General features: G+C 68.7%; 21 protein-coding genes. 13 read left to right on the top strand and 8 right to left on the bottom strand.

Annotation, left to right across the window (positions count from 1 at the left end; genetic code table 11):
• The first annotated feature begins 1 nt into the window (after window position 1).
• Entirely contained in the window at window positions 2-475 is a 474-nt protein-coding gene (nrdR, locus tag LXM50_RS00575) for a transcriptional regulator NrdR (protein WP_233309168.1), read from the top strand.
• Window positions 476-520: 45 nt separating this feature from the next.
• On the top strand, window positions 521-1,543 hold the full coding sequence (locus LXM50_RS00580; protein WP_233309169.1) for a quinone-dependent dihydroorotate dehydrogenase: 1,023 nt from the start codon (window positions 521-523) through the stop codon (window positions 1,541-1,543).
• A 95-nt stretch (window positions 1,544-1,638) separates the two neighbouring features.
• On the opposite strand, the gene LXM50_RS00585 is transcribed toward LXM50_RS00580, so the two are convergent.
• The gene (locus LXM50_RS00585; RefSeq protein ID WP_233309170.1) at window positions 1,639-2,202 is read right to left on the bottom strand and encodes a DUF3043 domain-containing protein; all 564 of its coding nucleotides are present in this window, start codon (window positions 2,200-2,202) and stop codon (window positions 1,639-1,641) included.
• Window positions 2,203-2,256: 54 nt separating this feature from the next.
• On the opposite strand from LXM50_RS00585, the gene LXM50_RS00590 reads away from it, so the two are divergent.
• From LXM50_RS00590 to LXM50_RS00610, 5 genes are all read left to right on the top strand, one after another.
• Window positions 2,257-3,672, top strand: coding sequence for a dipeptidase (locus LXM50_RS00590; RefSeq protein ID WP_233309171.1), 1,416 nt, complete (start codon window positions 2,257-2,259; stop codon window positions 3,670-3,672).
• A gap of 117 nt (window positions 3,673-3,789) precedes the next feature.
• Window positions 3,790-4,149, top strand: a complete 360-nt coding sequence (erpA, locus tag LXM50_RS00595) for an iron-sulfur cluster insertion protein ErpA (protein WP_233309172.1) — start codon at window positions 3,790-3,792, stop codon at window positions 4,147-4,149.
• A 121-nt stretch (window positions 4,150-4,270) separates the two neighbouring features.
• Window positions 4,271-5,170: a cytochrome c oxidase subunit II gene (gene coxB / locus LXM50_RS00600; protein ID WP_233309173.1), complete on the top strand. Its 900-nt coding sequence runs from the start codon at window positions 4,271-4,273 to the stop codon at window positions 5,168-5,170.
• Between the two features lie 5 nt (window positions 5,171-5,175).
• The gene (gene ctaD, locus LXM50_RS00605; protein WP_233309174.1) at window positions 5,176-6,903 is read left to right on the top strand and encodes a cytochrome c oxidase subunit I; all 1,728 of its coding nucleotides are present in this window, start codon (window positions 5,176-5,178) and stop codon (window positions 6,901-6,903) included.
• A gap of 3 nt (window positions 6,904-6,906) precedes the next feature.
• Window positions 6,907-7,341, top strand: coding sequence for a cytochrome c oxidase subunit 4 (locus tag LXM50_RS00610; protein ID WP_233309175.1), 435 nt, complete (start codon window positions 6,907-6,909; stop codon window positions 7,339-7,341).
• Window positions 7,342-7,485: 144 nt separating this feature from the next.
• Here the strand turns inward: LXM50_RS00610 and LXM50_RS00615 are convergent, their stop codons facing one another.
• The 6 genes from LXM50_RS00615 to LXM50_RS00640 form a co-directional block, all read right to left on the bottom strand.
• On the bottom strand, window positions 7,486-7,917 hold the full coding sequence (locus LXM50_RS00615) for a DUF4440 domain-containing protein (RefSeq protein WP_233309176.1): 432 nt from the start codon (window positions 7,915-7,917) through the stop codon (window positions 7,486-7,488).
• Window positions 7,910-8,329 carry a rhodanese-like domain-containing protein gene (locus LXM50_RS00620; protein ID WP_233309177.1) on the bottom strand — a complete coding sequence of 140 codons (420 nt, stop codon included), beginning with the start codon at window positions 8,327-8,329 and terminating at the stop codon, window positions 7,910-7,912. The genes LXM50_RS00615 and LXM50_RS00620 overlap by 8 nt, the downstream gene beginning before the upstream one ends.
• 85 nt (window positions 8,330-8,414) lie before the next feature.
• Entirely contained in the window at window positions 8,415-10,226 is a 1,812-nt protein-coding gene (locus tag LXM50_RS00625; protein ID WP_233309178.1) for a cytochrome bc complex cytochrome b subunit, read from the bottom strand.
• Window positions 10,223-11,296, bottom strand: coding sequence for a ubiquinol-cytochrome c reductase iron-sulfur subunit (locus LXM50_RS00630; RefSeq protein ID WP_233309179.1), 1,074 nt, complete (start codon window positions 11,294-11,296; stop codon window positions 10,223-10,225). The genes LXM50_RS00625 and LXM50_RS00630 overlap by 4 nt, the downstream gene beginning before the upstream one ends.
• 33 nt (window positions 11,297-11,329) lie before the next feature.
• Complete coding sequence (locus tag LXM50_RS00635) at window positions 11,330-12,127, bottom strand: c-type cytochrome (protein ID WP_233309180.1); 798 nt, start codon at window positions 12,125-12,127, stop codon at window positions 11,330-11,332.
• A gap of 21 nt (window positions 12,128-12,148) precedes the next feature.
• Window positions 12,149-12,781: a heme-copper oxidase subunit III gene (locus tag LXM50_RS00640; protein WP_308192497.1), complete on the bottom strand. Its 633-nt coding sequence runs from the start codon at window positions 12,779-12,781 to the stop codon at window positions 12,149-12,151.
• Window positions 12,782-12,962: 181 nt separating this feature from the next.
• Here LXM50_RS00640 and trpD point away from each other — a divergent pair, with 181 nt between their 5' ends.
• Window positions 12,963-14,027: an anthranilate phosphoribosyltransferase gene (trpD, locus tag LXM50_RS00645; RefSeq protein WP_233309181.1), complete on the top strand. Its 1,065-nt coding sequence runs from the start codon at window positions 12,963-12,965 to the stop codon at window positions 14,025-14,027.
• A gap of 19 nt (window positions 14,028-14,046) precedes the next feature.
• Window positions 14,047-15,033 carry a PHP domain-containing protein gene (locus LXM50_RS00650; protein ID WP_233309182.1) on the top strand — a complete coding sequence of 329 codons (987 nt, stop codon included), beginning with the start codon at window positions 14,047-14,049 and terminating at the stop codon, window positions 15,031-15,033.
• A gap of 23 nt (window positions 15,034-15,056) precedes the next feature.
• Here the strand turns inward: LXM50_RS00650 and LXM50_RS00655 are convergent, their stop codons facing one another.
• The gene (locus LXM50_RS00655) at window positions 15,057-15,992 is read right to left on the bottom strand and encodes a 5'-3' exonuclease (protein WP_233309183.1); all 936 of its coding nucleotides are present in this window, start codon (window positions 15,990-15,992) and stop codon (window positions 15,057-15,059) included.
• Window positions 15,993-16,289: 297 nt separating this feature from the next.
• On the opposite strand from LXM50_RS00655, the gene rpsA reads away from it, so the two are divergent.
• The 4 genes from rpsA (at window position 16,290) to LXM50_RS00675 (ending at window position 20,596) form a co-directional block, all read left to right on the top strand.
• Window positions 16,290-17,750 carry a 30S ribosomal protein S1 gene (gene rpsA, locus LXM50_RS00660; RefSeq protein WP_233309184.1) on the top strand — a complete coding sequence of 487 codons (1,461 nt, stop codon included), beginning with the start codon at window positions 16,290-16,292 and terminating at the stop codon, window positions 17,748-17,750.
• 192 nt (window positions 17,751-17,942) lie between these two features.
• Entirely contained in the window at window positions 17,943-19,172 is a 1,230-nt protein-coding gene (locus LXM50_RS00665; RefSeq protein ID WP_233309185.1) for an MFS transporter, read from the top strand.
• A gap of 33 nt (window positions 19,173-19,205) precedes the next feature.
• On the top strand, window positions 19,206-19,814 hold the full coding sequence (gene coaE, locus LXM50_RS00670; RefSeq protein WP_233309186.1) for a dephospho-CoA kinase: 609 nt from the start codon (window positions 19,206-19,208) through the stop codon (window positions 19,812-19,814).
• Window positions 19,811-20,596, top strand: coding sequence for a GNAT family N-acetyltransferase (locus LXM50_RS00675; protein WP_233309187.1), 786 nt, complete (start codon window positions 19,811-19,813; stop codon window positions 20,594-20,596). Before coaE ends, LXM50_RS00675 begins: the two co-directional genes overlap by 4 nt.
• Window positions 20,597-20,598: the final 2 nt, after the last annotated feature.

A 20,598-nucleotide genomic window follows, 5' to 3' on the forward strand; every position in this document is an offset into this window, starting at 1 on the left:
AATGCACTGCCCGTTCTGCCGTCACCCGGACTCCCGCGTCATCGACTCGCGCACGAGCGATGACGGTCTGTCGATCCGTCGTCGCCGTCAGTGCCCGGAGTGCGGCGGACGCTTCTCGACGACCGAGACCGCGAGCCTCAACGTCATCAAGCGCTCCGGCGTGATGGAGCCGTTCAGCCGCGAGAAGGTGATCTCCGGCGTCCGCAAGGCCTGCCAGGGCCGCCCCGTCACCGAGGCGGATCTGGCGATCCTCGCGCAGCGCGTCGAGGAGGCCGTGCGTCAGACCGGCGTGTCTCAACTGGACACCAACGAGATCGGCCTGGCCATCCTCGGCCCGCTGCGGGATCTGGACGAAGTCGCCTACCTCCGTTTCGCGAGCGTCTACCAGGCGTTCGACTCCCTCGAGGACTTCGAGGCGTCGATCGCCGAACTGCGTGCCGACCATCACAGGACGGCCGCGCACACCGCGCTCTGAGCGACAGGTCGGGATCAGGGTCCGGACCCCGGTAGCCTGGCAGGGATGTATCCTCTGCTCTTCCGCCTCGTCCTCGCGCGCTTCGATCCCGAATTCGCCCACCATGCCGGCATGGTCGTGGTGCGGATCCTCGGCGTGCCGCCATTCTCCTGGGTGGCGCGTGCGCTGACCCGCCCCGCCGCGGGCGACGAGGTGCACGCGCTCGGGCTCACGTTCCCCACCCCGTTCGGCATCGCCGCCGGATTCGACAAGAACGCCGTCGGCGTGCGCGGGCTGTCCGCGCTCGGCTTCGGGCATGTGGAGGTCGGGACGGTCACGGCCATTCCGCAGCCGGGCAATCCCAAGCCCCGCCTGTTCCGCCTCATTCCCGACCGCGCCGTGGTGAACCGCATGGGCTTCAACAACGCCGGTGCGGAGGCTGCGGAGAAGCGGCTCTGGAAGCTGCGGCGGCGCCGGCCCTCCGCCGTCATCGGCGTCAACATCGGCAAGAGCCGCGTGGTCGCCGTCGAGGACGCCACCGCGGACTACGTCGCATCGGCCGTGCGCCTCGCGCCGCTCGCCGACTATCTCGCGATCAATGTCTCGTCTCCGAACACGCCGGGTCTGCGCGGGCTGCAGGCCGTGGAGACCCTCGCGCCGCTGCTGCGCGCGGTGAAGGTCGCGGCGGGTGCGACCCCGCTTCTGGTGAAGATCGCCCCCGATCTTCCCGACGACGAGGTCACCGCGATCGCGGAGCTGGCCGTCGCCGAAGGGCTGGACGGGCTCATCGCCACCAACACCACGATCTCGCGCGAAGGCCTTACCACGGATCCGGCGAAGGTCGTCGCGGCGGGGGAGGGCGGTCTCTCCGGCGCGCCGCTCAAGGCGCGTTCGCTCGCCGTCCTCCGCCTCGTGCGCGACGCCGTGCCCGCCGACTTCTGCGTGATCTCGGTGGGCGGCATCGAGACGGGAGCCGAGGTGCGGGAGCGACTCGACGCCGGCGCGACCCTCGTGCAGGGCTACACGGCGTTCCTGTACCGGGGGCCGCTCTGGGCGCGCCAGATCCGCGCGGGACTTTCCCGTCGCTGATCCCGTTCGGCGAGCGGTGCGGGCCACGCCGTACACGAAGAAGGATCCCGGCGCGTCGCGCACGGGATCCTTCTCTCATGTCGAGGGGGTCCGGATCAATCCGGGTACTGCCCGCGCTTCACCTGGGGCTTCGGCAGACGCATGAAGCGCATCTGCAGCGACCGCATGGCGGCATACCAGGCCAGGCCGCGCTCGCGCTTGTCCTTGCCGAACTTGTCGGCGATCCGACGGTTCACGCGGATGCCGAGGAAGACCATGTCGATGATCGCGATCGCGATGAAGCCCCACAGGCCGATGAACGCCCAGTAGGCGACCAGGGTGTTCGGGATCAGAGACACGACGATCACGACGACCATGAGGGCCATGATCCACTCGCTGACGTGCCAGCCGGCGTCGACGTAGTCCCGCACCCAGCGCCGCTGCGGGCCGCGGTCGCGGACGGGGAGGTACTTCTCCTCGCCGTTGGCCATGCCGACGCGCTGGCGCTCCTGACGGACGCGCAGGTCGGCGCGGGCCTGCGCCTTGGCCTCCTTGGTGTCCGGCACGAGAGGGCGGCGTCGGGCGGCCTCCTGCTCGGCCCGCGTCGGCGTACGGCGCCCCTTGCCGCTCGCGTCGGCGGAGGAGGAGTCCTCTGGTGCGGGGGTGGGAGTGCTGGGCACGAAGGCTCCTGATGTCGAGAGAGCGGGAAAAGGGTGTTCTCTAAGATTACCTGCATGACTTCTCCCTCCTCCTCGGTCACCGCACCCGGTGACATCGAAGCCGCCGTCACCGCAGCCGTGAGCACCGGGATCCCCGCCGCGCTCAGCGATCTCGGCACCCTCGTGCGCATTCCCGGGGTCGCCTGGCCCGCGTTCGATCAGACCCAGCTCGTGCGCAGCGCCGCGGCGATCTCCGAGCTCGTCGAAGCCACCGGCGTGTTCGACAGCGTGCGCGTGCTGCGGGCCGCGATCCCCGGCACCGACGAGGTCGGGCAGCCTGCGATCCTGGCGCGCCGCGCCGCGCGCAACGGCAAGCCCACGATCCTGCTCTACGCGCACCACGACGTGCAGCCCCCCGGCGACGACGAGCTGTGGGAGACCCCGCCGTTCGAGCCCACCGTCCGTGACGGACGTCTGTACGGTCGCGGCGCCGCCGACGACAAGGCCGGGATCATGGCGCACATCGCGTCCATCCGCGCGGTCGCGGAGACGCTCGGCGACGACCTGGACCTCGGGATCGCGATGTTCATCGAGGGCGAAGAGGAGTACGGATCCCGTTCGTTCGCGCAGTTCCTCAGCGACAACGAGGACGCCCTGCGCGCCGACGCGATCGTCGTGGCCGATTCGGGCAACTGGGACTCCGCCACGCCGGGTCTGACGGTCTCACTGCGCGGCGCCGTGCGATTCACCCTGACTGTGCGCACGCTCGACCACGCCTCGCACTCCGGCATGTTCGGGGGAGCGGTGCCCGATGCCATGCTCGCGACCATCCGGCTGCTGAACACGCTCTGGGACGAGAACGGATCCGTCGCGGTCGAGGGCCTCACGGTGCGCGACGCCGCAACGCCCGAGTACAGCGAGGAGACGCTGCGCGACGAGACCGGGCTGCTGCCGGGCGTCACGCCCATCGGCGACGGCACGATCCTCAGCCGCATCTGGAACAAGCCCTCGGTCACCGTGATCGGGGTGGACGCCACCTCCGTGGCCGCCGCGTCCAACACGCTCGCACCGGAGACCACCGTCGTGCTGAGCTGCCGCATCGCGCCGGGGCAGAGTGCGGACGACGCCTACGCCGCGCTGCAGACACACCTGCGCGCCCATGCGCCCTTCGGTGCGGAGCTCTCCTTCTCCGACGCCGATCTCGGCAACCCGTTCCTGGTCGACACGAGCGGCTGGGCCGTGGGGCTGGTGCGCGGCGCCATGGAGGACGGCTACGGCACCGCACCCGTCGACCTCGGCATCGGCGGATCCATCCCGTTCATCGCGGACCTCGTGGAGCGCTTCCCCGGCGCGGAGATCCTCGTCACGGGCGTGGAGGACCCTCACTCGCGCGCCCACAGTCCCAACGAGTCGCTGCATCTGGACACCTTCCGCCACGCCGTGGCCACCGAGGCGCTGCTGCTCACCCGGATGAACGAGATCACCCTCTGACGAGTCCGGGCGCATCGATCGCGGTCACGGCCGGTCGCGATCGATGCCGCCCTCGTGCGCGGCGGTAGACTCGAAGCACGGGAACCGTGCCGGTGCACGGCCGATCCAAGGAGCGACATGAGCGACATCACCCTCACCCCCGAGACCACCGCCCACGGCGTGAAGCTCACCGACGCCGCCGCGGCGAAGGTGAAGAGTCTGTTGGAGCAGGAGGGTCGCGACGACCTCCGCCTGCGCGTCGCCGTGCAGCCCGGCGGATGCTCCGGCCTGATCTATCAGCTCTACTTCGACGAGCGCTACCTCGAAGGCGACGAGACCGTCGATTTCGACGGCGTCGAGGTGATCGTCGACAACATGAGCGTGCCGTATCTCGACGGCGCTGCGATCGACTTCAAGGACACCATCTCGGAGCAGGGGTTCACGATCGACAACCCCAACGCGCAGGGCTCCTGCGCCTGCGGCGACAGCTTCCACTGACCCGCGGAATCCCTTCTTCCACCCCTGCGCCAACCACGCCGAACCTGCGTGGATGGCGTGAATCGGGTGTGAGGTTGCCCTAGACTGGGGTAGCCCACGTCCGTGATCTGAAAGGTGCATCGTGCCCTCGAAACGCCGCCTTCGTTGGGCCGCACTCCCCTTGGGAGTAGCGGCAGCCGTGGCCCTCGCGGGATGCTCTCCCACAGAGCTCCACGGATTCCTTCCGGGCTTCGTCGCCGATGGCACACCGGCCACCAACCAGACCGATCGGGTCGCCGCGCTCTGGGTCAACTCCTGGATCGTCCTGCTCATCGTCGGCCTCATCACCTGGGGTCTGATGGGCTGGGCCGCGATCGCCTACCGGCGTCGCAAGGGGCAGACCGGCCTGCCGGTGCAGCTGCGCTACAACATGCCGATCGAGATCTTCTACACCCTCGTTCCGCTGATCCTGATCTTCGGCATGTTCGCCTTCACGGCGCGTGATCAGACGATCATCGAGACGCAGTACGACAAGCCCGATGTGTCGATCACCGCGATCGGCAAGCAGTGGGCGTGGGACTTCCAGTACGACGGCACGGAGAAGGACAACTCCGACGCCGTCTGGACCATGGGCGTCCAGGCCCAGCCCGACAAGGCCGGCAACATCGATCAGGCCGCCCTGCCCACTCTGTACCTGCCGGTCGACAAGAAGGTGAAGATCACCCTCCAGTCGCGCGATGTCATCCACTCGTTCTGGATCATCGACTTCCTCTACAAGAAGGACATGTACATCGGCAAGGACAACTCCTGGTCGTTCACGCCGACCCGTGAGGGCACCTACCAGGGCAAGTGCGCCGAGCTCTGCGGCGAGTACCACTCGATGATGCTCTTCAACGTGAAGGTCGTCAGCGACGCGGAGTACCAGTCGTACCTGACCAAGCTCAAGGACGAGGGCAACACCGGCGACATCACCGACGCCTACGACCGCCTCACCAACTTCCCCGGCACCGGGAAGCCCGCGACTGACTCGGAAGCGAAGTAAGCAGAATGACGAGCACTCTTCCCGACACGTCAGAGACCGGCGCGCGTCCGACGACGATCCCGCCGCGTCAGGCGGCTCTGCTCAGCTCGACCCGCGTCGAGCAGAAGGGCAACATCGTCGTCAAGTGGATCACCTCCACGGACCACAAGACGATCGGATACATGTATCTGATCGCTTCGGTGCTGTTCTTCCTCCTCGGTGGCGTGATGGCCCTCATCATCCGCGCTGAGCTGTTCTCGCCGGGCATGCAGATCGTGCCGACGAAGGAGCAGTACAACCAGCTGTTCACGATGCACGGCACGATCATGCTGCTGATGTTCGCGACCCCGCTGTTCGCGGGCTTCGCGAACGCGATCCTCCCGCTGCAGATCGGCGCCCCCGACGTCGCGTTCCCGCGTCTGAACGCCTTCGCGTTCTGGCTCTTCCTGTTCGGCTCGACCATCGCGGTCGCGGGCTTCCTCACGCCGCAGGGCGCTGCCTCGTTCGGCTGGTTCGCCTATCAGCCGCTCGCGAGCGCGTCGTTCACCCCTGGTGCCGGCGGCAACCTGTGGATGCTGGGACTCGGCATGTCCGGTTTCGGCACGATCCTCGGCGCCGTGAACTTCATCACCACGATCATCACCATGCGCGCGCCGGGCATGACCATGTGGCGCATGCCGATCTTCTCGTGGAACACGCTGATCACCAGCCTCCTGGTCCTGATGGCGTTCCCGGTGCTGGCCGCCGCCATGCTGGCCGCCGCGGCCGACCGCGTGCTCGGCGCGCACATCTACGACCCCGCCAATGGTGGCGTCCTCCTCTGGCAGCACCTGTTCTGGTTCTTCGGCCACCCCGAGGTCTACATCATCGCGCTGCCGTTCTTCGGCATCGTCTCGGAGATCTTCCCGGTGTTCAGCCGCAAGCCGATCTTCGGATACAAGACCCTCGTCTACGCGACGATCGCGATCGCCGCGCTGTCCGTGGCGGTGTGGGCGCACCACATGTACGTCACCGGCGGTGTGCTGCTGCCGTTCTTCGCACTGATGACCATGCTCATCGCGGTCCCCACGGGCGTGAAGATCTTCAACTGGATCGGCACGCTCTGGCGAGGATCCGTCACCTTTGAGACGCCGATGGTGTTCGCCCTCGGCTTCCTGGTGTCGTTCGTCTTCGGTGGTCTGACCGGCGTGATCCTGGCGTCCCCGCCGCTGGACTTCTTCCTCTCCGACTCGTACTTCGTCGTCGCGCACTTCCACTACGTGGTGTTCGGCACGGTCGTGTTCGCCATGTTCGCCGGCTTCTACTTCTGGTGGCCGAAGTGGACCGGCCGCATGCTCAACGAGCGCCTCGGCTACGTGCACTTCTGGATGCTGTTCATCGGCTTCCACATGACGTTCCTCATCCAGCACTGGCTGGGCGTCGACGGCATGCCGCGTCGTTACGCCGACTACTCGGCGTACGACAACTGGACGTGGGAGAACCAGGTCTCGACGATCGGCGCCATCATCCTGGGCGCCTCGATGCTGCCGTTCTTCCTGAACGTGTGGCTGACCGCGCGCAAGGCTCCGAAGGTGACCGTGAACGACCCGTGGGGATACGGCGCCTCGCTCGAGTGGGCGACGTCCTGCCCGCCGCCTCGGCACAACTTCACCTCGATCCCGCGTATCCGCAGCGAGCGTCCGGCGTTCGACCTGAACCACCCGGAGGCCGCCGAGCACCCGGTTGCTGCGGCCGCTGATGGAAAGGCCCACTGACCCATGCGCGACAACATCGTCCTGTGGTGGATCCTCACCGCGTTCTTCGCCTTCGTGGGCGTGACCTACACGGTCTGGAACCTGGTCGCGCACGCCGGTGAGCCGCCCGTGAAGGCGATCGAGTGGGTCGGCACCGTCGCCCTGTTCTTCGCCGCGTTCATGGGCGCCATGATCGCGTTCTACCTCGACCGCACGCACAAGGCCCAGGGCGGCACGCTGCCCGAGGACATCCTCACGAGCGACATCGATGACGGCGACCCGGAGCTCGGAGAGTTCAGCCCGTGGTCCTGGTGGCCGATCGTGCTCGCCGGTGCGGCCGCGGTCGGAATGATCGCGCTGGCTGTGGGCGTGTTCCTCTTCCCGGTCGCGCTGGCCATCTTCGTGGTCGCGATCGTCGGGTGGGTCTACGAGTACTACCGCGGGCACTTCGCCCGCTGAGCGGACTGCCGTGTGAGAAGGCCCTGGAGCACCGCTCCAGGGCCTTCTTCGTGTGTCAGCATCTTTCCGGGGGTCCATGCAGCCGCTACGGATGCGGTGGCGTGAAGCCGTGGGAGCGCCGCCCGGGTGTGCTTCGGTGGAGAGTCAGGGCGTTGGCGTGATGTACGTCCCCTGGTGGAAGCGCAGACGCCACTCCAGACCATCGTGCTCCCACAGGGACGAATGGCGGCTCGCGCCGGACGCTCCGGAGATCGTGTAGGTCAGCAGGGCATGCCGCCGTCCGAGACGCTCGATCGTCCAGTCTCGGGTCTCCTCGGGTGCCGCGCCGCGCTCTTCCGCGACGAGTGCGCCGATGATGGCCGATCGGGTCCAGAGCCTGCCGCTGCGACCGATCTCCCGGAAGTCCTGATGCAGGATCCGGTCCAGGGCGGCTGCATCGCCTCGGACCGCAGGGGAGTGCAGTGCGCTCTCCCGGGCACGGAGAGACTCCCGCAGCTCATCGTCGGGCTCGTGCGCCGCTGCGGCGTCTTCGGACTCGTCCGCCGCTGCGGTCCGGGCGTCGTGGATGTCAGGCACGTGAGCGCACGCGGGCCACCCCGGTGAGGGGATCCACAGGGCGCCGGTGCACGCCATCGGCGTCCGCGACGGGGTAGCCTTCGCGCACCCAGTACTCGAAGCCGCCGATCATGAGCTTCACGTCGTAGCCGAGCTTGGCGAACTCGAGGGCTCCCTTGTCTGCGGCGTTGCACCCGGGGCTCCAGCAGTAGACCACCACGGAGGTGCCCGGGGGGATCTCCTGCGGCGCCCTCTCGGCGATCTCGCTGTAGTGCATGTGGATCGCATCGACGACGCGTCCCTGCGCCCAGGCCTCGTCGCTGCGGACGTCGACGACGGCGAGCTGTTCGCCGGCCTTGCGGGCGGCGTGCACGTCGCTCGCATCGGTCTCGTGAGCGAGCTTTGCGGCGAAGTGGTCCATTGCAGAAGTCATGCGGCCAGGCTACTCCGGGGAGAGGTCCGGGAACGACGAAGGCCCCGTCGTGTGACGGGGCCTTCGATCGAGGTGGGGGAGCGGCCTACTCGCCGCCCTCCTTCGTCGGTAGCGACTCCGGGGCGAGCGCGGAGCTCGGCGTGTTCGGCGTCTCGCTGACGTGCGTGGTGTCGACCGGTGCGATCTGGTCCTCGCTCACACCGGCACGGGTGTGGGACGCCACGATCTCGTCGTGAGCGGCCTCGTCCGTGTCGTGCAGCGCGTGACGCTGGTGCGCGTCAGCTGCAGCGACCTCGGTCTGAGTGAGCGGCGAGAGACGGTCCTCGAAGAACCAGCGCGACATCGAGGAACGCAGGTTCTGCGTCCACGGGATGCGGCCCTTGGCGTTCGGGCGGACCACGAGAGGCTCGTACACCTCGGTGTCGATGAGCTTCCAGCGATCGTACACGTCGACCGGCTTGTGGACCTCGATGAACTCGCCTCCGGGGAGGCGCACGATCCGACCGGACTCGTAGCCGTGCAGGACGATCTCGCGGTCCTTCTTCTGCAGGGCGATGCAGATGCGCTTCGTGACGAAGTAGCCGAGCACCGGGCCGATGAACAGCAGGGCCTGGAGCGTGTGGATCACGCCCTCCATCGTCAGCGAGAAGTGCGTCGCGATCAGGTCGGACGAGGCCGCAGCCCACAGCGTCGCGTAGAAGATCACACCGGCCACGCCGATCGCAGTACGCGTGGCGGAGGTGCGAGGACGCTGCGCGATGTGGTGCTCGCGCTTGTCGCCCGTGATCCACGCCTCGATGAAGGGGTAGACCGCGACCAGCACGATGAACAGGCCCAGAACCAGCACCGGGAGGATGATCCCGAACGACCATGTGTGGTCGAGGAAAACGACATCGAGGTTCGACGGCGCCAGACGCAGTGCGCCGTCCGCGAAGCCGATGTACCAGTCCGGCTGGGTACCCGCCGACACGGGGGAGGGATCGTAGGGGCCGTAGTTCCAGATGGGGTTGATCTGGAACAGCGAGGCGATCAGCACGATCACGCCGAACGTGATGAACAGGAAGCCGCCCATCTTCGACATGTAGATCGGCATCATCGGGTAGCCCACGACGTTCTCGTCCGTGCGGCCGGGGCCGGCGAACTGCGTGTGCTTGTTGATCACCATGAGCATGAGGTGCAGTACGACCAGGCCGATCACCAGGAGCGGCAGGATCAGGATGTGCAGCGTGTAGAGGCGTCCCACGATCTGGTCGCCCGGGAACTCGCCGCCGAACAGCATGAACGAGGTCCAGGTGCCGATGAGGGGCAGGCCCTTGATCATGCCGTCGATGATGCGGAGGCCGTTACCCGAGAGCAGGTCGTCGGGGAGCGAGTATCCGGTGAAGCCCTCGGCCATGGCGAGGACGAACAGCACGAAGCCGATCACCCAGTTCAGCTCACGCGGCTTGCGGAACGCGCCCGTGAAGAACACGCGCAGCATGTGGACGCCGATGCCGGCCACGAACGTCAGCGCCGCCCAGTGGTGGATCTGACGGACCAGCAGGCCGCCGCGCAGATCGAACGAGATGCGCAGTGTCGAGTCGAGTGCGGCGGACATCTCCACGCCCCGCATGGGCGCGTAGGCCCCGGCGTAGTGCGTGGGCACCATCGACGCCTGGAAGAAGAACGTCAGGAAGGTGCCGGACAGCAGCACCACGACGAAGCTCCACAGAGCGATCTCGCCGAGCATGAACGACCAGTGATCGGGGAAGATCTTCCGGCCGAGCTCCTTGACGAAACCGGAGAGGCTCGTCCGCTCATCGATGTAGTTGGAGAGACCGCCGACGAATCGGCCGCCCAGGGGCGCCTCCGAAGGCTTCTCCGAGGACTTCTGCTCGGTAACAGTTGCGGTGCTCAATGACGCTCCCAGAAGCTCGGACCGACGGGTTCGTGGAAATCGCTCTGCGCGACGAGGTAGCCCTCGTCATCGACCGTGATCGGCAGCTGCGGCAGCGGGCGCGCCGCCGGACCGAAGATGACCTTGGCCTCTTCGGTGATGTCGAACTGCGACTGGTGGCAGGGGCAGAGCAGGTGGTGCGTCTGCTGCTCGTACAGCGCGACGGGGCAGCCGACGTGGGTGCAGACCTTGGAGTACGCGACGATGCCGTTGTACGCCCAGTCCTTGCGCGCCTCGGAGGGATGGAGCTGCTCGGGAAGCAGACGGACGAGCAGCACGATCGCCTTGGCCTTCTCCTCGAGGTAGCCGTCCTCGTGGCCGACCTTGCTGAGCGGCTCGGGGATCACGTGCACGGCGGAGCCGAGCACGATGTCTGCGGCGCGGATCGGCGTGCCGTCGGGGTCGTGCGCGAGACGCATGCCCTTCTCCCACATGGTGTGCTTGAGCAGCTGCACCGGGTCGCCCGCGATCGGGTTCTCGGGGGTGCTGTGCGGCGCCAGGCCGCGGAAGAGCGCGAGACCGGGGACGACCGAGGCGACCACCGCGGCGATGAGCGAGTTGCGGATCATCACGCGGCGTCCGAAACCGGACTCCTCGTTCGCGTCGGCGAAGGCCTTGATCGCAGCCTCGCGGGTGGAGTCGCGGCCACGAGTGGGGTGGCGGTACTCGATGTGCTCGTGGTCCGCCATGATCGCCTTCGACCAGTGGATCGCGCCGATACCCAGCGCGAGCAGGGCGAGCGCGATTCCGAGGCCGATGAACAGGTTGTTGTAGCGCACATCGATGAGCGAGCCGCTCTCGATCGGGAACAGCATGTAGGCGGCGACCGCCCAGATGCTGCCCGCGAGGGAGAGGTAGAAGAGCGTGTAGACCGTGCGGACCGCGGCGTTCATCGCCTTCGGATCCTGGTCGGTGATGCGCTCGCGGTGCGCGGGCAGCCCCGGGTTGTGCGCGGGGTCGCTGACGTCGACGCTCAGCCCGGCCGGTGCCTGATAGGTCCGGTCAAGAGCGTGCGGGTCGTCGTGTGCCATGGTTCTCCTCGTACGTTCTGCGATATGCCGGCGTCAGTTGGACTTCGCCGTGATCCACACGGTGATGGCGACCAATGCGCCGATGCCGAAGATCCAGATGAACAGACCTTCCGAGACGGGTCCGAGGGATCCGAGGTCCATGCCGCCGACCTGCGGCGCGTTCTGCTGGAAGAGCAGCGCCGAGATGATGTCGCGCTTGTCTTCGGCCGAAAGGTTCATGTTGCCGAAGACCGGCATGTTCTGAGGTCCGGTGACCATGGCCGCGTACATGTGCAGCGCGCTGGTCTTCATCAGGCCCGGTGCGTACTTGCCCTCGGTCAGGGCGCCGCCGGCGCCGGCGACGTTGTGGCACATCGCGCAGTTGATGCGGAACAGCTCGGCGCCGTGCGCCACGTCGCCCTTGCCATCGAGGATCTTCTCCTCGGGGTAGGTCGGGCCGGGAGCCACGGACTGCACCCACGCGGCGACGTTCTTGATCTGCTCCTCGGAGAACTGCGGGTGCTTCTGCGGAGCCTGCGGGCCCTGCATCTGCAGCGGCATGCGCCCGGTGGACATCTGGAACTCGACCGCGAGCTCGCCGACGCCGTACAGGCTGGGCCCGGTGGCGGTGCCCTGCAGGTTCATGCCGTGACAGGTGGCGCAGTTCGCCTGGAACAGCTTCTGCCCGTCCTCGGTCGAGACCGCGGCGGTGACGGACGCCGGCTCGGTCGCGGCGAACGCCGCACTCGCACCGGCGTAGACGCCGCCGGTGATCATCAGGCCTGCGCCGATCAGTGCCGCGGCAGCCAGGGGGCTGCGACGGCCGGTACGGCGCTTCTTCTCACGTGCCATGTCGGGAATCCGCTCCGCTTCTTACTTGAGGAAATAGATGACGAAGAACAGCACGATCCAGACGACGTCGACGAAGTGCCAGTAATAGGACACCACGATCGCGGTCGTCGCCTCCTTGTGCGTGAAGTTCTTGACGGCGAAGGCGCGGCCGAGGGTCAGCAGGAACGCGACCAGACCGCCGGTGACGTGCAGGGCGTGGAAGCCGGTGGTGATGTAGAACGCCGAGGCGTAGGAGTCGGCCGAGATCGGCATCCCCTCGGCCACCAGCGTCGAGTACTCCCAGACCTGACCAGACACGAAGAAGGCGCCCATGGCGAAGGTCAGCCAGAACCACGGCACCATGCCCCAGCGCTTGCGACCCTTGTCGTTCACCGACGTGTAGGGCTGCATGCGCTCGGCGGCGAACACACCCATCTGGCAGGTGAACGAGGACGCCACCAGCACCAGGGTGTTGATCGCGGCGAACGGCACGTTCAGCTGCTCGGTTCGCGCGGCCCACAGCTCCGGAGAGGTGCTGCGCAGGGTGAAGTAGATCGCGAAGAGTCCCGCGAAGAACATCACCTCACTGCCGAGCCAGACAATGGTTCCCACAGCCACCGGGTTGGGGCGCTTGATCGTTCTCGCCACCGGGGCATACGTCGCTGAGGTCGTCACCTGTCCATTATGGCCGATCCGAGACGCCGATTGTCGCACCGGCGACGGCGGTTCAGCTCGTCCGGGCTTCGGTGTGACCTCGGAAGCAGCCGCGAATCCCCTGAGAGACGCGGGCTTGCGGGCGGGTCGCGGAGTGCCGGAGCGGGGATCACGACTGCATCACATCGCTAGGATCGCTGGCATGGCGGATGCTCTGACCTGGCCCGATGTCCTCTCCACGCTCCTCGCCGGACGCGATCTGAGCGTCTACGAGTCGACCTGGGCGATGCGTCAGGTGATGCGCGGGCAGGCGACCCAGGCGCAGCTGGCCGGTTTCCTCGTCGGGCTGCGTGCGAAGGGGGAGACCATCGATGAGGTGGTCGGCTTCCGCGACGCCATCCTGGAGGCGGCCGTGCCGCTCCCGGTGTCCTCGGACGTGCTGGACATCGTGGGCACCGGGGGAGACCGGATCGGGACCGTGAACGTGTCCACGACGGCCGCCATCATCATCGGGGCGACCGGCATCCCCGTCGTCAAGCACGGGAACCGCGCGGCGAGCTCGGCATCCGGGTCCTCCGACGTCCTCGGCGCGCTGGGACTCCAGCTCACGCTCGACCCCCAGGCGGTCGCCGAGATCCTCGACCGCACCGGCATCACCTTCGCCTGGGCGGGGGCCTTCCATCCCGGGTTCAAGAACGCGGGCGGCGTGCGAGCGGAGCTCGGCGTGCCGACCGTGTTCAACATGCTGGGCCCGCTCTGCAATCCGGCGCGTGCGGAGGCGAACGCGGTGGGCGTCGCACAGCTCGATCGGGTGCCGCTGATCACGGGCGTGTTCCGTACCCGCGGTGCCACGGCGCTCGTGTTCCGCGGCGATGACGGGCTGGATGAGCTCACGACCACCGGGCACAGCCGCATCTGGGAGGTCACCCGCGGTGACATCCACGAGCACGACCTCGATCCGCGCGACCTGGGGATCCCGCTCGCGGAGCTGACCGACCTGATCGGCGGATCCCCGGAGCACAATGCCGGCGTGCTGCGCCGCACGCTGGAGGGCGAGCGCGGTGCGGTGCGCGACATCGTGCTGCTGAACGCGGCGGCGGGCATCGTCGCCTACGAGCTGTCCCACGACCCCGCACAGGCGCAGGTCGCGATCGTGGACCGTCTGCGTGCGGCACTCGTGCGAGCGGAGGCCGCCGTCGACGACGGGCGCGCGATCGCGAAGCTGGACGCATGGGTCGCGGCGTCCCAGGAGCTCGCCGCGAGCTGACGGGCCGGGGAGGGCCGACATGGATCCGCAGGAGGCGCTGCTCGAGATCGCCAGGCTGCTCGAGCGCGAGCGGGCCTCGCGCTACCGGGCCAAGGCGTTCCGCGCCGCCGCGGCCACGTATGCCGAACTCCCCGAGGATGCCAGGTCGGATCTGAACCGGATCCAGCAGGCGAAGGGAATCGGATCCTCGACGTTCGAGGTCATCCGACAGGCGCTCGACGGGCGGACGCCGTCCTATCTCGTCGAGCTGCGCGGCGAGGTCGAGCCGGAGATCGTGTCGGAGCTGCGGTCCCGGCTGCGCGGCGATCTGCATGCGCACACGGAGTGGTCGGACGGCACGACGCCGATCGCCGCGATGGCCGATGCCGCGCGCGCCCTGGGACACGAGTACCTCGCGATCACCGACCACTCACCGCGGTTGCGCGTCGCGCGCGGGCTCAGCTCCGAGCGGCTGCGCACGCAGCTGCCCCAGGTGCGCGCGCTCAGCGGCGACGGGCTCACGATGCTCACCGGGATTGAGGTCGACATCCTCGATGACGGGGGTCTGGATCAGGAGGACGGACTGCTCGGGGAACTCGACATCGTGGTCGCGTCCGTGCATTCCAAGCTGGCCATGGATCCGGGGCCGATGACGCGGCGCATGGTCGCCGCGGTCTCGAACCCGCGCGTGAGCGTGCTCGGACATGTCACGGGGCAGCTCGTGCAGGGGGAGCGAGGCACCCGGCCGCCGTCGAGGTTCGACGCCCGTGCCGTGTTCGAGGCGTGCGCCGAGAACGGCGTCGCGGTCGAGATCAACTCCCGACCGGAGCGCCATGATCCGCCGGACGATCTGCTCGCGCTCGCTCTGGACATCGGCTGCCTGTTCTCGATCGACTCCGACGCGCACGCGCCGGGACAGCTTTCGCTGCTGGACCACGGGGCCGAGCGGGCCGAGCGCGCCGGGATTCCGACGGAGCGGATCGTGACGACCTGGGGGCTCGAGCGGCTGCTGCGCTGGGCGGGCTGAACGCGGGCTGCCGGCGGGCGCCCTCACGCGGTGCGGCTGAGCGCCTCCAGCGCGCGGGCCATCGAGGTGCCGAGGTTCCACCGCTCGGCCACCCCGACGGCGGCGGCGGTCTCGGCGGCGTCGAGCGGCCGCAGCGGCTCGGCGGGGACGGCGATCGGCAACGCGGTCGCGACGCGCACCACGGTGGGGGCGACATCGAGGTAGTCCGAGGCGGCGAGGATCTTCTTCGCCACGCCTGCCGACATGCCCTCCGCGCCCTCTGCGGCGGCGCGGATCGCGGCGAGGTCGCCGTGCACGGCGAGGAGGTTCGCCGCGGTCTTCTCGCCGACCCCGGCCACGCCGGGGAGCCCATCGGAGGCGTCGCCGCGCATCGTCGCGAAGTCGGCGTACTGGCTCGGGAGCACCCCGTACTTGCGCACCACCGCCTCCTCGGTGAGGTCCTCGAGGTTGCTCATGCCGCGACCGGTGTAGATCACCCGGACGCCTCGGGCGTCGTCCACGAGCTGGAACAGGTCCCGGTCCCCGGTGATGATGTCGACGGGCATCTCCGCGACGGTCGCCAGCGTGCCGATCACGTCGTCGGCCTCATGTGCGGCGACCCCGATGATAGGGATCCGGAGTGCGCCGAGCGCTTCCCGGATGATCGGGATCTGCGCCTCGAGGGGATCCGGCACCTCCTCGACGTCGGCTCCGCCCGAGACCACCTCGACGACGCGGTGCGCCTTGTAGCTGGGAATGAGGTCGACCCGCCACTGCGGACGCCAGTCGTCGTCCCAGCAGGCGACGAGGTGAGTGGGTCGGTAGGCCGTGACGAGCCTCGCGATCATGTCCAGCAGCCCGCGGGCTGCGTTCACCGAGGTGCCGTCCGGCGCCTTGACCGCGTCGGGCACGCCGTAGAAGGCGCGGAAGTAGAGGCTGGCGGTGTCGAGGAGGAGCAGCTTCGGAGCGGCATCGGTCATCCCCACAGTCTGCCAGGGCGGTCATCGCATCCGTCCATGAGTGCGGTAAGCCGGCCCGGGGAACATCACGCGGAAGCGCGGCGTTGGTCACTGCTGTGCCGGACGGTCGAGGGGCGCGGGCCGCGAGAATGCGGTCACCGGAACGCTCAGCGACCTGATAGCATGAGGTGTCACCGGTGGGGGGTTCCTCCTGCGTGCGTGACGACCAAGACACATTCAATTCGCCGCGGCGCGATCCTGTGCTCTGCTGAGCGCGTGCCGCGGCCCGAGTATCCATCAACAAGGACAACCCACTACATGACTACCGCAACGGCCGCCCCGGCCACCAAGCAGGTCGCGATCAACGACATCGGATCTGCCGAGGACTTCCTGGCTGCGGTCGAGAAGACCCTGAAGTTCTTCAACGACGGCGACATCATCGAGGGCACGATCGTCAAGATCGACCGCGACGAGGTCCTCCTCGACGTCGGCTACAAGACCGAGGGCGTCATCCCCTCGCGTGAGCTGAGCATCAAGCACGACGTCGACCCCAACGAGGTCGTCTCCGTCGGCGACCAGGTCGAGGCCCTCGTCCTCCAGAAGGAGGACAAGGAAGGCCGTCTGATCCTGTCCAAGAAGCGCGCCCAGTACGAGCGCGCCTGGGGCGACGTGGAGAAGATCAAGGAGAACGACGGCGTCGTCACCGGTCAGGTCATCGAGGTCGTCAAGGGTGGACTCATCGTCGACATCGGCCTCCGCGGCTTCCTGCCGGCATCGCTCATCGAGCTGCGCCGCGTCCGCGACCTGACGCCGTACCTCGGTCAGGAGCTCGAGGCCAAGATCCTCGAGCTCGACAAGAACCGCAACAACGTGGTCCTCTCGCGCCGCGCCCTGCTCGAGCAGACGCAGTCCGAGTCGCGCACCACGTTCCTCAACAACCTGCACAAGGGTCAGGTCCGCAAGGGCGTCGTGTCGTCGATCGTGAACTTCGGTGCGTTCGTCGACCTCGGCGGCGTGGACGGCCTCGTGCACGTCTCCGAGCTGTCCTGGAAGCACATCGAGCACGCCTCCGAGGTCGTCGAGGTGGGCCAGGAGGTCACCGTCGAGATCCTCGAGGTCGACCTCGACCGCGAGCGCGTCTCCCTGTCGCTGAAGGCGACGCAGGAGGACCCGTGGCAGGTCTTCGCCCGCACCCACGCCATCGGCCAGGTCACCCCGGGCAAGGTCACCAAGCTCGTTCCGTTCGGTGCGTTCGTGCGCGTCGCGGACGGCATCGAGGGCCTCGTGCACATCTCCGAGCTGTCCAGCAAGCACGTCGAGCTGGCCGAGCAGGTCGTCTCGGTGGGCGAAGAGGTCTTCGTCAAGGTCATCGACATCGACCTCGAGCGTCGCCGCATCTCGCTGTCGCTGAAGCAGGCCAACGAGTCGGTCGACCCGTACGGCACCGAGTTCGACCCGGCCCTGTACGGCATGCTCGCAGAGTACGACGAGAACGGCGAGTACAAGTACCCGGAGGGCTTCGACGCCGAGACCGGTGCGTGGAAGGACGGCTTCGACGCCCAGCGCGAGGCATGGGAGCAGGAGTACGCGGCTGCCCAGGCTCGCTGGGAGGCGCACAAGGCGCAGGTCATCAAGGCCGCCGAGGCCGAGGCCGCTGCGGGCGACGACTTCAGCGCGAGCGCGCAGTCGTTCTCGAGCGACTCCGCCGGCGCCGGCACGCTGGCCGACGACGAGGCTCTCGCGGCTCTGCGCGAGAAGCTCTCGGGCGGCAACGCGTAAGCGTCACCCTTCGACGAACGGGCCGTCACCTCGCCTCCGGGCAGGTGGCGGCCCGTTCCATATGTGCTGGAAACGCGGCCCCAGCGCCTTCGCCGGCTCGCCGCGGACGGCGCCCCGCGGACGTGTGAGGATGGAGAACATGGATCCGATCGCGCTGTGTCCCCGAGCTGCGCGACGTCGGATCCGCGTTCGGTGACGTTCGTCGGTCACGCCCCGGGATCCCCTGCGTACCGGCGGCTCATCCTCGGCCTGTTCTTCGCGGGCATCGCGACGTTCGCGCAGTTGTATGCGCCGCAGGCGGTGCTGCCGCAGCTTGCCCGCGACCTCGCCGTGGATCCGGCGACCGCCGCGTTGAGCGTCTCCGCCGCCACGCTGGGGTTGGCGGCGTCGGTGATCGGCTGGTCCGTCGTCGCGGACCGGATCGGCAGAGTGCCCGCGATGGCGGTCGGAGTGATCACGGCGACCGTGCTGGGGATGCTCGCGCCTTTCGGCGGCGACATCGTCGTCCTGCTCGCCCTGCGCTGCGCCGAGGGGGTGGCGCTGGGGGCCGTGCCCGCCGTCGCGCTCGCCTACCTCGCCGAGGAGGTGGGTCCCCGCCACGCGGCCGCGGCCGCGGGCAGCTATATCGCGGGCACGACGGTCGGCGGGCTCGCAGGGCGGATCGTGTCGGGTCTCGTCGCCGAGGCCACGGGGTGGCAGGCGGGAGTGTGGGCCGCGACGGGACTCTGCGCGGTGGCCGCCGGCCTGTTCCTGTGGCTCGCGCCGCGGTCGCAGGGCTTCGTGCCGCTGCGGCTGGGCGCGGACCGCGGATCCGGGGTCGCGACACGACTGCTCGCCCTGCTGCGCTCTCCCCGCCAGCTGGCGCTGTACGCCCAGGCGTTCCTGCTGATGGGTGCGTTCGTGGCGGTGTACAACTACCTCGGCTTCCGTCTCTCCGCTGCGCCGTTCGCGCTGCCCGCATGGTTCGTGACGCTGCTCTTCCTCGCCTATCTCGCGGGGACGGCATCGTCGCCGTGGGCCGGCGTCCTGGCCTCGCGGGCGGGGCGGTACCCCGTGCTGCTGGGATCGATCGCGGTGATGGCCGGCGGCGCCGCGCTCATGCTGGTGCCGCTGACCGCCGTCGTGCTGCTGGGCCTGGTGCTCTTCACGGCGGGATTCTTCGGCGCCCACGCGGTGGCATCCGGGTGGACTCCGGTCGCCGCCTCCGCGGAGAGCCGCGCGCAGGCGTCGTCGCTCTACTACTTCGCCTACTACACGGGCTCGAGCCTGTTCGGGTGGGCGCTCGGCATCGCGTTCGCGGCATGGGGTTGGGCGTGGTTCGGGGGGATCGTGATCGGGATGTGCGCGTCCGCCGCCCTGGCCGCGGTCATCGCACTGCGCGCGGCGGATCCATCGGCCGGAGTGCGGAACGGGTGGCCCTGACGGCGGGTGCGGATCCCGTGCGAGACTGGCAGCATGCCCCTCATCGCGCTCACCGGCGGCATCGCGTCGGGCAAGTCCACGATCGCGGCGCAGCTCGCCGCGCACGGCGCCGTCGTCATCGACGCCGATCGGATCGTCCGCGACGTGCAAGCACCGGGCTCGCCCGTGCTCGCGCGCATCGCGGCCGAGTTCGGCACCGAGATGATCCAGGCCGACGGGGCTCTGGACCGGGCGAGACTCGGAGCGCGGGTCTTCGGCGACGCGGATGCGCTCGGCCGTCTGAACGCCATCGTGCATCCCGCCGTGAAGGCGGAGTCGCAGCGGCGGTTCGCCGAGGCGCTGACCGCGGATCCTTCCGCCGTCGTGGTGTACGACGTCCCGCTGCTGGTGGAGGCGCGCGTGGACGACCCCTGGGACCTGATCGTGGTCGCCGACGCCCCGGCCTCCGAGCGCGAGGACCGGCTCGTGCGAGAACGTGGTCTCGACCGCGACGAGGCGCGGAAGCGGATCGCGTCGCAGGTGCCGGACGAGCGTCGTCGCGAGATCGCGGACGTTCTCGTCGACACGGCGGGGTCGCTGGCGGATACTCTCCGGCAGGCGGACGAGCTGTGGCAGCGGCTGCAGACCGAGTCTCGGGCGTGACCCCATTGCTGGCTGAGTACGACCGGCAGCTGCGCGGCGAGGCGGAGCTGGCGGGCGCCGAGAGCATCCGGAGGATCGGTCCGGCCTGGGTCGGCGTGTTCCCGGGCGGCGCCGGTTTCGCGAGCTATGCCGATCTCGCGGGGCTGGGGGAGCGCCGCATCCGATCGCTGGTTCAGGAGGTGCGCGCGCATTTCGAGGCGCTCCCCGGAGTGGGCTCGGCGGAGTGGAAGACCCGCGGACACGACGTCGCACCCGGCCTCGAGACCGCGCTGCGTGATGCCGGTTTCTTCCCGGAGGAGGTCGAGTCGGTGATGCTCGGGGAGGCGGCCGCCCTCGCGGTCGACGTGCCGGTGCCCGAGGGCGTGGTGCTGCGCGAGGTGCGCGACGACGAGGGCATCGTCGCGATGGAGCGGATGCAGGCGGCCGTGTTCGGGCACGGCGACGGCGAGCAGCGGGCGCAGCACATGATCGCCCGTGTCGCGGCCGGCGACGATGTCGTGCTCTGGGTCGCGGAGGCCGAGGGGCGCGTGATCAGTGCCGGGCGCCTCGAACCTGTCGGCGGAACCGAGTTCGCAGGGGTCTGGGGTGGTGCGACCGTGCCGGAGTGGCGGGGCCGAGGCGTGTACCGGGCTCTGACGGCGAAGCGCGCCCAGGCTGCTCTGCAGCGCGGGCTGCGCTATCTGCACTCCGATTCGACCGAGTTCTCCCGACCGATCCTCGAGCGGTCCGGCATGCGCAAGGTCACGACCACCACGCCGTACGTCTGGACGCGCGGGGGCTGACG

It is taken from the genome of Microbacterium sp. Au-Mic1 (assembly GCF_021341785.1).
Classification (GTDB): domain Bacteria; phylum Actinomycetota; class Actinomycetes; order Actinomycetales; family Microbacteriaceae; genus Microbacterium.